At 71.4% G+C, this 12,522-nt stretch carries 10 protein-coding genes and 1 tRNA gene; 4 read left to right on the forward strand and 7 right to left on the reverse strand.

Going from position 1 to position 12,522, the window contains the following annotated elements:
* Nucleotides 1-74: 74 nt before the first annotated feature.
* The 3 genes from ACIP4Y_RS00985 to ACIP4Y_RS00995 all read left to right on the forward strand — a co-directional run bounded on the left by ACIP4Y_RS00985 (nt 75) and on the right by ACIP4Y_RS00995 (nt 3,750).
* Nucleotides 75-791: a response regulator transcription factor gene (locus ACIP4Y_RS00985; RefSeq protein ID WP_401386075.1), complete on the forward strand. Its 717-nt coding sequence runs from the start codon at nt 75-77 to the stop codon at nt 789-791.
* Nucleotides 791-2,194, forward strand: coding sequence for a sensor histidine kinase (locus tag ACIP4Y_RS00990; RefSeq protein WP_401386078.1), 1,404 nt, complete (start codon nt 791-793; stop codon nt 2,192-2,194). Before ACIP4Y_RS00985 ends, ACIP4Y_RS00990 begins: the two co-directional genes overlap by 1 nt.
* A 110-nt stretch (nt 2,195-2,304) precedes the next feature.
* A complete protein-coding gene (locus ACIP4Y_RS00995) occupies nt 2,305-3,750 on the forward strand; it encodes a cellulose binding domain-containing protein (RefSeq protein WP_401386080.1) in 1,446 nt (481 codons plus the stop codon).
* A 75-nt stretch (nt 3,751-3,825) separates the two neighbouring features.
* Here ACIP4Y_RS00995 and ACIP4Y_RS01000 read toward each other — a convergent pair whose 3' ends face one another.
* The 4 genes from ACIP4Y_RS01000 to ACIP4Y_RS01015 all read right to left on the reverse strand — a co-directional run bounded on the left by ACIP4Y_RS01000 (nt 3,826) and on the right by ACIP4Y_RS01015 (nt 8,591).
* On the reverse strand, nt 3,826-5,256 hold the full coding sequence (locus ACIP4Y_RS01000; RefSeq protein WP_401386083.1) for a GH1 family beta-glucosidase: 1,431 nt from the start codon (nt 5,254-5,256) through the stop codon (nt 3,826-3,828).
* A 100-nt stretch (nt 5,257-5,356) separates the two neighbouring features.
* On the reverse strand, nt 5,357-6,241 hold the full coding sequence (locus ACIP4Y_RS01005; RefSeq protein WP_401386086.1) for a carbohydrate ABC transporter permease: 885 nt from the start codon (nt 6,239-6,241) through the stop codon (nt 5,357-5,359).
* Nucleotides 6,238-7,263: a carbohydrate ABC transporter permease gene (locus ACIP4Y_RS01010; protein WP_401386089.1), complete on the reverse strand. Its 1,026-nt coding sequence runs from the start codon at nt 7,261-7,263 to the stop codon at nt 6,238-6,240. Before ACIP4Y_RS01010 ends, ACIP4Y_RS01005 begins: the two co-directional genes overlap by 4 nt.
* Nucleotides 7,260-8,591: an ABC transporter substrate-binding protein gene (locus tag ACIP4Y_RS01015; RefSeq protein WP_401386092.1), complete on the reverse strand. Its 1,332-nt coding sequence runs from the start codon at nt 8,589-8,591 to the stop codon at nt 7,260-7,262. Before ACIP4Y_RS01015 ends, ACIP4Y_RS01010 begins: the two co-directional genes overlap by 4 nt.
* A gap of 308 nt (nt 8,592-8,899) precedes the next feature.
* Between ACIP4Y_RS01015 and ACIP4Y_RS01020 the strand changes: the two genes are divergently transcribed.
* Nucleotides 8,900-9,955: a LacI family DNA-binding transcriptional regulator gene (locus ACIP4Y_RS01020; RefSeq protein WP_358638323.1), complete on the forward strand. Its 1,056-nt coding sequence runs from the start codon at nt 8,900-8,902 to the stop codon at nt 9,953-9,955.
* 168 nt (nt 9,956-10,123) lie between these two features.
* Here ACIP4Y_RS01020 and ACIP4Y_RS01025 read toward each other — a convergent pair.
* The 3 genes from ACIP4Y_RS01025 to ACIP4Y_RS01035 form a co-directional block, all read right to left on the reverse strand.
* A tRNA-His gene (locus ACIP4Y_RS01025) sits at nt 10,124-10,196 on the reverse strand.
* Nucleotides 10,197-10,324: 128 nt separating this feature from the next.
* Nucleotides 10,325-10,927, reverse strand: a complete 603-nt coding sequence (gene orn / locus ACIP4Y_RS01030) for an oligoribonuclease (protein ID WP_358638325.1) — start codon at nt 10,925-10,927, stop codon at nt 10,325-10,327.
* Nucleotides 10,928-11,052: 125 nt separating this feature from the next.
* Complete coding sequence (locus tag ACIP4Y_RS01035) at nt 11,053-12,273, reverse strand: helix-turn-helix domain-containing protein (protein ID WP_358638327.1); 1,221 nt, start codon at nt 12,271-12,273, stop codon at nt 11,053-11,055.
* Nucleotides 12,274-12,522 lie beyond the last annotated feature (249 nt).

Raw genomic sequence — 12,522 nt, forward strand, 5'->3', positions numbered from 1 at the left:
CCGCTGTGTGCACATGCCCCGGGTTGTCCACAGGCGCCCGCCCGGGGTCGGCCGCATGGCGTACGGTGCGGCGCATGGCAAGTGTTCTCGTGGTCGAGGACGACCAGTTCGTACGCTCGGCGCTCATCCGGCACCTGACCGACGCCGCACACACGGTGCGCAGCGTCGGTACGGCGCTGGAGGCGCTGCGCGAGGTCGCCCATTTCCGCTTCGACCTGGTCATCCTGGACCTCGGACTGCCCGACCTGGACGGCTCCGAGGCGCTGAAGATGCTCCGCGGCATCACCGACGTGCCCGTCATCATCGCCACCGCCCGGGACGACGAGACGGAGGTCGTCCGGCTGCTGAACGCGGGGGCGGACGACTATCTCACCAAACCGTTCTCCGTCGAGCACCTCTCCGCCCGGATCGCGGCCGTGCTGCGCCGGGCCCGTTCCGCCGGCGCGGAGGCCCCGCCCCCGGCCGTCCTGCGCGTCGGCGGCCTGACCGTCGACCCGCTCCGCCGCCAGGCCGCGTTGGACGGCGTCCGGCTCGACCTGACCCGCCGGGAGTTCGACCTGCTCGCCTTCCTGGCCGGCCGCCCAGGCGTCGTCGTCGCGCGCAAGGAACTCCTCGCCGAGGTCTGGCAGCAGTCCTACGGCGACGACCAGACCATCGACGTCCATCTGTCCTGGCTGCGCCGGAAACTGGGGGAGACGGCCGCCCGGCCGCGCTACCTGCACACCCTGCGCGGGGTCGGCGTGAAGCTCGAACCCCCCGCGGACCCCTCGGCGGACGGGCAGGTCCCGTGATGAGGTGGGCCCTGGTCAAGGTCTGTCTGGCGGTCACCACCATGGTCGTGGTCGCCTTCGCCGTCCCGCTCGGCCTGGTCGTCAAGGAGATGGCCCGCGACCGCGCCTTCGCAGGCGCCGAGCGGCAGGCCGCCGCGGTCGCGCCCGCGCTGTCCATCACCACCGACCGGGAGGAGCTGGAGCGGGTGGTGGCCTCGGCCGGCGCCGACTCCGGGATGGCCGTCCACCTGCCCGCCGACGGCGGCCGGGCCGCGCTCGACCTCGGCCGGCAGCGCGCCGCTGCCCGCGACATCCAGGCCGTGCGGAGACTGGGCCGCGCCTCCACCACCACCGTGCCCGGCGGCTCCACCCTGCTCCAGCCGGTCGCGCTCGGCTCCGGCGCCATCGCCGTGGTCGAGGTGTACGTCCCCGAGTCGGAGGTGACCAACGGCGTCGGCACGGCCTGGGCGGTGCTCGCGGCCGTCGGCCTCGCGCTGACCGTCGGCTCGGTGGCCGTCGCCGACCGGCTCGGGGTGCGCATGGTGCGGCCCGCCCGGCGGCTGGTCGAGGGCGCGCACGAACTGGGCGAGGGCAAGCTGGGCGCCCGGGTGCGGGAGGAGGGCCCGACCGAACTCCGGCTCGCCGCCGTCGCGTTCAACTCCATGGCCGACCAGGTCGTGCAGCTCCTCGCCAACGAGCGGGAGCTGGCCGCCGACCTCTCGCACCGGCTGCGCACTCCGCTCACCGTCCTCCGGCTGAACGCGGCCTCCCTCGGCGCCGGACCGGCCGCCGAGCAGACCCGCGCGGCCGTCGCCCAGCTGGAGCGCGAGGTCGACGCCATCATCCGCACGGCCCGGGAGGCCAAGCCGCAGACGGCCGCCGCCGGGCCCGGCGCCGGGTGCGACGCGGCCGAAGTGGTCCGCGAGCGCATGGAGTTCTGGTCCGCGCTGGCCGAGGACGAGGGCCGCAAGTGGCGGGTGGCCGGCGTGGACCGGCCGGTGCGCATACCCGTGGCCCGCGCCGACCTGGCCGCCGCCCTCGACGCCCTGCTCGGCAATGTCTTCCGGCACACCCCCGAGGGCACCGCCTTCGCGGTCGACGTGCACAACGGGGAGGACGCGGTGATCGTGCTCGTCTCCGACGCGGGCCCCGGCATAACCGACCCCGAGGCGGCGATGGCCCGCGGCCGGGGTTCGGGGACCACCGGCTCCACCGGCCTCGGCCTGGACATCGTGCGCCGGCTCGCCGAGTCCACCGGCGGAGACGTCCGCATCGGCGGCTCGGTGCTGGGCGGCACGGAGGTGCGGATCTGGTTCCAGCTGGACGCGCGCAAGACGGTGGGGCGCAGACAGCGGGGGGCCGCACGCAGGCGCCGGCCGGGGAAATTGGTCTCGACCTTTAACCGTCCCCGATCCCTTCCTTAAGCGAACCCTAAGGTCTCCAACCGACGGCCGGAACAAGCCATTTGTCCATTTCCCGGTCGCTAGCGTGCTGCCGCACCCCACCCCCGTGAACAGCGAAGGCAGGCACGCCCATGAGCACGCACCGGCGCAGGATCAGTGGCAGGAACAAGGCGATAGGCGGCCTGGTGGCCGCGGCCGTGGTGGGCGGCGGCGCGGTCCTGCTCACCGGCACCGCGAACGCGGCCGGGGTGAACGCGGCGTACACGAAGACCAGCGACTGGTCGACGGGCTACACCGCCCAGTACGTCGTCACCAACAACACCGGTCAGGCCGAGAAGACCTGGACGCTGGAGTTCGACCTCCCGGCGGGCGCCAAGCTCGGCTCGCTCTGGAACGGCGAGTCCAGCGTGAGCGGTCGGCACGTCACCGTGAAGCCGGCGAAGTGGGACACCGAGGGCCTGGCCCCCGGCAAGTCGGTGACCGTCGGCTTCGTGGTGACCGGCAGCGGCGACCCGACCGGCTGTCGTATCGACAACACCCAGTGTTCCGCGGACGGCGGCGCGACCCCCGAGCCGAGCGGCCGGCCGACGCAGACCACGCCGGCCCCCACCCCCACCCCCACCAAGACGACCGCCACGCCCACGCCCACCCCCACGGGCAGCACCGGGACCGGCACCACCGGCTCCGCCGGCTTCGCCCCCTACGTCGACACCAGCCTCTACCCGGCCTTCGACCTCCTCGGCGCCGCCGACGCGACCGGCGTGAAGAACTACAACCTCGCCTTCCTCACCGACGGCGGCGGCTGCACCCCCAAGTGGGGCGGCGTCACGGACCTCACCGGCGACGCCGTGGCCGCGCAGATCGGCTCGCTGCGCGCCAAGGGCGGTGACGTCCGGGTCTCCTTCGGCGGCGCCTCCGGCTCCGAGCTGGCCACCACCTGCTCCTCCGCGGACGCGCTGGCGGCGGCCTACGGCAAGGCGGTCGACGCGTTCAAGCTGACCAAGGTGGACTTCGACGTCGAGGGCGGCGCGCTGCCCGACACCGCGGCCAACACCCGCCGCGCCCAGGCCATCGCCAAGCTCCAGGCCCGGCACCCGAACCTGGACGTCTCCTTCACCCTCCCGGTGATGCCCGAGGGCCTCACCCAGGACGGTGTGAACCTCCTCGCCGACGCCAAGGCCAACGGCGTGAAGATCACCACCGTCAACATCATGGCGATGGACTACGGCCCCTCGTACAGCGGTGACATGGGCACGTACGCCGAGCAGGCCGCGACGGCCACCCAGGCCCAGGTCAAGAGCGTGCTGGGGCTGTCCGACGCCGCCGCCTGGAAGACCGTCGCCGTCACCCCGATGATCGGCGTCAACGACGTCTCCTCCGAGGTCTTCAAGGTCGAGGACGCCACCCAGCTGGTGAACTTCGCCAAGTCCAAGGGCCTCGGCTGGCTCTCCATGTGGTCCGCGACCCGCGACCAGCAGTGCCCGGGCGGCACCAAGCCCACCGCCGACGCCACCTGCAGCTCCGTCATCCAGGAGAAGTCCGCCTTCGCCAAGGCGTTCGGGGCGTACAAGGGATAGCCCGGACACGCCACCGGCACTTCCGTCCGAGCAAGAGGGCGCGGCCCGCTCCCACGACGGGCCGCGCCCCGCCTGTCACGCGGCGGGCTCCACCGGCGGCAGCACCCCCGTCCGGGCCGCCTCCGCGTACCACCGCGCGCTCGACTTCGGCGTCCGCTCCAGCGTGGCGTAGTCCACGTACACCGCGCCGAACCGCTTGCCGTAGCCGTACGCCCACTCGAAGTTGTCCATCAGGGACCACAGGTAGTACCCGCGCACATCGGCGCCGTCGGCGATCGCGCGGCGCACCTCCGACAGATGCCCGTACAGGTAGGCGATGCGCTCGGGGTCGTGCACCCGGCCGTCGGGGTCGGGCTTGTCGTCGTAGGCCGCGCCGTTCTCGGTGACGTACAGGGGCAGGCCCGGCGCCTCGCGCGCGTAGCGCATGATCAGGTCGTACAGTCCCGTCGGGTCGATCGTCCAGCCCATCTCCGTACGGTCGCCGGGGGTCTGGTGGAAGAGGACGTCGTCCGCGGCCGGCCAGGGCGAGTGCTCGCTGGAGCCGTGGCCGTCCGCCCGGGGGCCCTTGGCCTCGCCGGACGCGGCCGAGACCAGGGTCGGCGTGTAGTAGTTCAGGCCGAGAGCGTCCAGCGGGGCGTTGATCGTGCGGACGTCGCCGTCGAGGACGTACGACCAGTCGGTCACCGAGCGGGTGGCCTCCAGCAGCGACGACGGGTACGCGCCGTGCAGCATCGGGCCGTGGAAGACGCCGTTGGCCAGGTCGTCGATCCGGCGGGCCGCAGCCAGGTCCGCGGGGTCCTGGGAGAGCGGCCGTACGACGGAGGAGTTGAGGCTGACCGCGATCTGGTTGCGGGCCGGCATCGCCGCCCGCAGCGCCGAAGCGGCCAGCCCGTGCCCCAGGTTGAGATGGTGGGCCGCGCGCAGCGAGGCCGCCGGGTCGGTGCGCCCGGGCGCGTGCACCCCGGAGCCGTACCCGAGGAAGGCGCTGCACCACGGCTCGTTGAGGGTGATCCACTGCTCCACCCGGTCGCCCAGCGCCTCGCCGACGAGCTGGGCGTACTCGGCGAACCGGAACGCGGTGTCCCGCACCGGCCAGCCGCCCGCGTCCTCCAGCTCCTGCGGCAGATCCCAGTGGTAGAGGGTGAGCGCCGGCCTGATGCCCCGTGCCAGCAGCTCGTCGACCAGCCGGCGGTAGAAGTCCAGTCCGCGCTGGACCGCCGGCCCCCGGCCCGTCGGCTGCACCCGGGACCAGGAGACGGAGAAGCGGTACGCGGTCAGGCCCAGCTCCGCCATCAGTGCCACGTCGTCGCGGTAGCGGTGGTAGTGGTCGACCGCGACGTCCCCCGTCTCGCCGCCGGCCGTCTTGCCCGGCGTATGGCTGAAGGTGTCCCAGATCGAGGGGGTGCGGCCGTCCTCCCGCACCGCCCCCTCGATCTGGTACGCCGAGGTCGCGGCGCCCCAGAGGAAGGCGGGAGGAAACGTCACGGAGGAAACGGAGTCAGGCATGGAAGCGCTCCCATGAAGGGTCGGAAGAGCCGACGGATGAAGTGGGGGAGAAGGGGCCGGGACGGCGGTCGACCGGCCCCCTTGAAGCCGGACGGGCGGATCAGCCCTTGATCGCGCCCTGCATGATCCCGCCCACGATCTGCTTGCCGAACAGCAGGAAGGCGACCAGCAGCGGCAGCGTACCGAGCAGCGCGCCCGCCATGATCACCGCTTGGTCGGGGACGTACCCGGTGCCGAGCGAGTTCAGGGCCACCTGCACGGTCGGGTTCTGCTGGGTCAGGGCGATGATCGGCCACAGGAAGTCGTTCCAGGCGAACACGAACGTCAGCAGGCCCAGCACCGCCATCGCGGGCCGCGCGGCCGGGAAGACCACGTGCCACACGATCCGCAGGCTGCTCGCCCCGTCCACCCGGGCCGCCTCGATCAGCTCCGTCGGCAGCGCCTGCACCAGGTACTGCCGCATGAAGAACGTACCGAACGCGGTCACCAGGCTCGGCAGGATCACCGTCTGGAGCTGGTTGGACCAGCCCAGGTCCGACATCCACAGGTACAGCGGTACGACGGCCAGCTGCGGCGGGATCATCATGGTGCCGATGGTCAGCAGCAACAGCACGCTGGAGAACCGGAACCGCAGCTTGGCGAAGGCGAACCCGGCCAGCGTGGAGAACAGCACCGTGCTCACCGTGATGGTGCCCGCCACGATCACCGAGTTCAGCATGGCGGTGCCGAGCCCGGCCTGGTCCCAGGCCGCCTCGAGGTTCTTGAAGAGGTTGCCGCCGAACCACAGCGGCGGCGGGGTCTGGGCCAGGCGCCGGTCGGTGCGGGAGGCCGCGATCGCCGTCCACACCAGCGGGGCCAGCGAGACCAGCGCGAACACGGTGAGCACGAGGTAGGTCACCGGGCCCGCGTGCAGCTGCTTGCCCGCGCCCATCCGGCCGCGGCGCCGGCCCGCCTCCCGGGGCAGGGTCAGTTCAGTGGTGGTCATTGGGACTTCCTCAGCCGTCGGGTGAGCAGCAGATTGACCGCGGCCACGATCAGCAGGATCAGGAACATCGACCAGGCGATCGCGGACGCCTTGCCGAGGTTGCCGATGATCCAGCCCTGGTCGTACATGTACAGACCGAGCGTCTGGTACTGGTGCTCCGAGCCGCCCTTGGACCCGCTGACCCCGCCGAACAGCAGCGGCTCACCGAAGAGCTGGGTGGCGCCGATGGTGGAGACGACCACCGTGAACAGGATCGTCGGCCGCAGCTGCGGAACGGTCACGTGCCGGAACTGCTGCCAGCGGTTGGCGCCGTCGATCGCCGCCGACTCGTACAGATCGGCCGGGATCGCCTGCATGGCGGCCAGATAGATCAGCGCGTTGTACCCGGTCCACCGCCAGATCACGATGGACGACACCGCGAACTGCGAACCCCAGTCGGACTCCCGCCAGTTGACCGGGTCCACCCCGAAGAAGTGGAGGACCCAGTTGACCATGCCGCCGTCCCACGAGTACAGCAGCGTGAACACCAGGGTCGCCGCCGCCACCGAGGTGGCGTACGGGGTCAGCATCACCACGCGCCACATGGTCGAGCCGCGCAGCTTGTAGTTGAGCAGGTGCGCGAGCGCGAGCGCGGCCAGCAGCTGCGGCACGGTCGAGATGACGCCGATGCTCAGGGTGTTCTTCAGGGCGTTCCAGAAGAAGTCCGAGGACAGCAGGTTCCGGTAGTTGTCCAGGCCCGCCCAGGTCTGGTGGTCGAGTGCCGACAGCTGCACGTCGTGCAGCGAGTACCAGGCCGTGTAGAGCAGCGGGACCAGCGAGAAGGCCCCGAAGAGGAGGAAGAAGGGGGCGACGAAGGCGTACGGCGACGCCTTCATGTCCCAGCGGTACAGCCGGCTGCGCCAGGAGTCGGGCGCCGCCGGCGCACCGCGACCGCGAGCGCCCCGGGCCGCGCCCGGCGTGCTGCCGGGCGCGGCCTCGGCGCTCGACGCGGGATGCGCGAGAGCCTGCTTGGAGCTGCTCACTGGCCGAGCACGTCCTTGATCTCGTTCTTCGCGGCGTCCCAGCCCTGCTCGGGCGACTTGCCCTTCTGCTCGACCTGGAGGATGCCGACGTCGGTCAGCGCGCTGTTGATCGGCTGGTCCTTGACGCCGAAGTACTGGACCGGGATGGTCTTGGCCGAGTCGGCGAAGATCTGCGTGATCGGCGCGTTGGAGAAGTACGTCGTGGTGTCGGCGGCCGGCTTGAGGCTCGCGTACGCCGACGGGGTCGACGGGAAGCTGGCCTGCTTGGCGAAGACCTTCGCCTGCTGCTCCGGCGCCGTCAGCCACTTCACCAGCTCGATGGCCTCCTTCTGGTGCTTGCCCGCCGTCGGCACGCCGAGGAAGGAGCCGCCCCAGTTGGCCGCGGTCGGGGCCGCCGCCACGTCCCAGTTGCCCTTGCCGGAGTCACCGGACTTCTGCTCGATGTAGCCGATCATCCAGGCCGGGCAGGCCACGCTCGCGAAGGTGCCGTTGGCGAAGCCCTGGTCCCACGGCTTGTCGAACTGCTTCAGCTTGGCCGACATGTTGCTGGTGGCGACGGCCATCGCCGCGTCCCAGGACTTCTTCACACCCTCGGACTCGTCCCAGACGATGTTGCCGTCCTTGTCGTAGTACCGGGTCTCGGCGCCGCCGAGGGCCGCGTTGTACACCGAGGAGGCGGAGTCCACGAACTTGGTGCCGTTCGGCGCCTTCTTCATGTACTGCTTGCCCACGTCGACGTACTTCTGCCAGTCACCCTTCCACTGGGCGGCCAGCTTGGTGCGGTCCGTCTCCAGACCGGCCTTCTTGAACAGGTCCTTGCGGTAGCAGATCGCCATCGGGCCGATGTCCGTGCCGAGGCCGATGGTCTTGCCGTCCTTGGTGGTGGCCTGCGCGAGCTTCCAGTCCAGCCACTGCGACTTGTCGACCTCCTTGCCGAGGTCGACGAACTTGTTCGCCTGGGTCTGGACGGCCTCGGTGATGTTGCCGACCTCGATGGCCTGGACGTCGTCGGTGCCGGAGCCGGCCTGGAGGCGGGTGAGCACCTTCGGCCAGTAGACGTCGGTACGAGTGGTGACGTTCTCCTTGATGTTGATGTCCTTGTGGAGCTTCATGTACTCGTCGTAGAGGCCGGCCTGCTTGTAGCCGAAGACGCCGAAGGTCCCGATGGTCAGCGTGATCTTGCCCTTGCCGCCACCGCCGTCACCGCCCGAGTTGTTCGACGAGCCGTCGTCCGAGTCGTTGGCGCAGCCGGCCAGCAGCCCGGTGGTCAGTGCGGCCACGGCCGCGAGGGCCATCAGCCGCTGGGACCGGCGGATGCTCGTGCGCATTACGTCCTCCTGTTGCCTGACGTGCCGACCCCCCGGCCAACTGCTGGAATTGGGCCCGTTCGTACTCGCTGCGGCTCGGGCGGGGAACGTGCGGGATGTGTAGGTGTCAGGTACTGTGGGAGCGCTCCCACAAGTGATGTGTTGAAGGGTCGTCGGTTCCCGGCGGGGTGTCAAGGGAACGGACAGGGCGAACCGCGTTCAGTTATCTGCCTGTTAACTGCCCTCGCGGGCCGCCTGGTACCGCTCACCACTCTGGCCAGGACTGTTAGATTCCAGCCAGACAGGACACGGCGAGAAAGGCGGAGCCCATGGCAAGCCACGGAGGGCGGGGCCGGAGCGGAGGGCGGCCCACGCTCGAAGAGGTCGCCGCGCGGGCCGGGGTCGGGCGGGGCACGGTCTCCCGGGTGATCAACGGCTCCCCCCGGGTCAGCGACGCCACCCGCGCCGCGGTCGAGGCGGCCGTCGCCGAACTCGGCTACGTCCCCAACACCGCCGCCCGCGCCCTCGCGGCCAACCGCACCGACGCCATCGCCCTGGTCGTCCCCGAGCCGGAGACCCGGTTCTTCGCCGAGCCGTACTTCTCGGACATGCTGCGCGGGGTCGGCGCCGAGATCTCCGACACCGAGATGCAGCTGCTGCTGATCTTCGCGGGCAGCGACCGCGAGCGGCAGCGGCTGGCCCAGTACCTGGCGGCCCACCGCGTCGACGGCGTCCTGCTGGTCTCCGTCCACGCCGACGACCCCCTGCCCGACCTCCTGGCCCAGCTGGAGATCCCCGCCGTGATCAGCGGCCCGCGCTCGGCGGCCGAGTCGCTCACCTCGGTGGACTCGGACAACTACGGCGGGGCCCGCTCGGCCGTGGAGCACCTGCTCGGCCGGGGCCGCCGCCGGATCGCCCACATCACCGGCCGCCTGGACGTCTACGGCGCCCAGCGCCGCGTCGACGGCTACCGCGAGGCCCTGCGCGACGCCGGCCACCCGGCCGACGACCTCCTCATCGAGCCGGGCGACTTCACCGAGGAGGGCGGCCGCCGGGCGATGACGGTCCTGCTGTCCCACCACCCCGACCTGGACGCGGTCTTCGCCGGCTCGGACGTGATGGCGGCCGGCGCCCGTCAGGTGCTGCGCGAGGCGGGCCGCCGCATCCCCGACGACGTCGCCCTGGTCGGCTACGACGACTCCGCCATCGCCCGCCACATGGACCCGCCGCTCACCAGCGTCCGCCAGCCCATCGAGGAGATGGGCCGCGCGATGATCGACCTCCTCCTCACCGAGATCGCCGACCGCCGCCCACCGGCGTCCCGCGGCCTGGACCGCCGCCGGGCGGTGCTCCCGACGGAGCTGGTGGTGCGGGCGTCCTCCTAGCGGGGGGATCGGCAGATCCGTTCCGCCGGGGCGCGGCGAAGCCGCGGGCCGGGCCGGTGGGAGCTGGAACACATCTGCCGATCCCGGCCTGCGCGCGATCCCAAGGAGCCCCGAAACGTGTTCAGCCGGTGACCCGTCTTGCGACGGAGTCACCGGCTGAACACTCAGGGTGAGTGACGGGACTCGAACCCGCGGCATCCTGGACCACAACCAGGTGCTCTACCAGCTGAGCTACACCCACCATGACCGGCGGTGGAACTTGTCGTTTCCCCGACCGGCCGAGAAGAAGTCTACAGGGTCCGAAGGGGTGCTCGCGCACAGGTTTTCGCGCGGGCCGCCGAGCGGCCCTGGCGGAGCCCGCGCGGGCGGCTACTGCGCGGGCAGGACGTGCTTGGCGGCGATCGCCCTGGCGGTGTCGGAGTCCGGGCCGGGCTGCGGCACGAAGATGGCCTCGCGGTAGTAGCGCAGCTCGGCGATCGACTCGCGGATGTCGGCGAGGGCCCGGTGGTTGCCGTTCTTCTCCGGGCTGTTGAAGTACGCCCGCGGGTACCAGCGGCGGGCCAGCTCCTTGACCGAGGACACGTCGACGATCCGGTAGTGGAGGTAGTCCTCCAGGGTCGGCATGTCCCGCAGCAGGAAGCCCCGGTCGGTGCCGACCGAGTTTCCGCACAGGGGCGCCTTGCCGGGCTCCTTCACGTGCTCCTTCACGTACGCCAGGACCTGCTCCTCGGCGTCCTTCAGGGTCGTGCCGTGCTCCAGCTCGGCGAGCAGTCCGGACGCGGTGTGCATCTGACGGACCACCTCCGGCATCGTCTCCAGAGCCCGGGCCGGCGGGCGGATGACGATGTCCACCCCCTCGCCGAGTACGTTCAGCTCGGAGTCGGTGACGAGGGCGGCCACCTCGATGAGCGCGTCGTCGGACAGCGAGAGGCCGGTCATCTCGCAGTCGATCCACACCATGCGATCGTTCATGTGTCTCACCTTACGGCGCGCCGCGCTGAGCTGGACCGACCGTGCGCCGACCTTGTCGGTGCGCGGACACGCGAAGGGGGGCGGAGCCGGGCTCCGCCCCCCTTCGCGCTCCGTGCGCGGACCGCTCAGTTACCGCTGCGCGGCCCCGGCAGCAGCCCCACCGCGCCGGCCGCGGCCCGGCGGCTCTGCAGCGGCACCCCGCCGTCCCGGTGCTCGTGCAGCAGGGCCGGTGGCGGGCCCACCGGTCCGGTGCCGGACAGGCCCGCGGGCGCGCCCTGCTGGCCGGCCGTCGACACCGACGGCTCCGCCTCGCCCGGCTTGTCGCCCTGCGGCCGACGGGCCCGGTAGGCGGCCCGGTAGGCGGCCGGGGACGAGCCGAGCTGGCGGCGGAAGTGCCCGCGCAGCGCGACAGGTGAACGGAAGCCGCACCGCCCCGCCACCTCGTCCACGGAATAGTCCGACGTCTCCAGCAGCCGCTGCGCCTGGAGCACCCGCTGCGTGATCAGCCACTGCAGCGGAGCGCTCCCGGTGAGCGAGCGGAACCGGCGGTCGAACGTACGGCGGCTCATGTAGGCGCGTGCCGCCAGGGTCTCCACGTCGAACTGCTCGTGGAGGTGTTCCAGCGCCCAGGCGACGACCTCGGCGAGCGGGTCGGCGCCGATCTCCTCTGGTAAAGACCGATCGAGGTAGCGCTCCTGACCGCCCGACCGGCGCGGCGGGACCACCAGACGCCGGGCGAGCGCGCCGGCCGCCTCGTTGCCGTGGTCCGTCCGCACGATGTGGAGACAGAGATCGATTCCGGCCGCCGTACCCGCGCTCGTCAGCACGTCGCCGTCGTCGACGAACAGCTCACGCGGATCGACGTGCACCGACGGATAGCGCTTGGCCAGCGTCGGTGCGTACATCCAGTGGGTGGTCGCCGGGCGGCCGTCCAGCAGTCCGGCCGCGGCGAGCACGAACGCGCCCGTGCACAGCCCGACGATGCGGGCGCCTTCCTCGTGTGCCCGGCGCAGCGCGTCGAGTGCCTCCTCCGGTGGCGGTGAGGTGATCGACCGCCAGGCCGGTACGACGACCGTCCCGGCGCGTGAGATCGCCTCCAGCCCATGCGGTGCGGTGAGTTCCAGGCCCCCTGTGGTCCGCAGCGGGCCTTCCTCGCCGGCACACACCAACAGGCGGTAGCGCGGCACGCCGGCGTCCTGGCGGTCGATCCCGAACACCGACAGCGGAATGGAACTCTCGAAAATGGGGCCGCCGCTGAACAGCAGCACCGCGACGATCTCCTTGCGGCGTCGCCCGGACAGTTTCCGGGCTGCGGCGTCCGGCGAGGCAGTGGAGTCGTGGCTCATACTGCTAAGCCCCCCTCGGTGGTCGCGGCTCCTCGGTTGTGTCGCTCCTGCACGTTTCCCCTCGGTCCTGCACGAGTCCCCCGCCGTAAGACAGTCAAGATCGAATTTACTGGCTCCCGCGATCGGGCGGTGACCAGTTCCCCACGCGGCACATTGTCGACATGACAACTTGGCGTGAAGCATTCGATCACGAAGCGTTGCACTCGTGAGGCGTGCAGGGAAGTGCGCCTTGTCGCAGTGGCCAAACCG

Source organism: Streptomyces sp. NPDC088810 (genome assembly GCF_044750305.1).
Classification (GTDB): Bacteria; Actinomycetota; Actinomycetes; order Streptomycetales; family Streptomycetaceae; genus Streptomyces.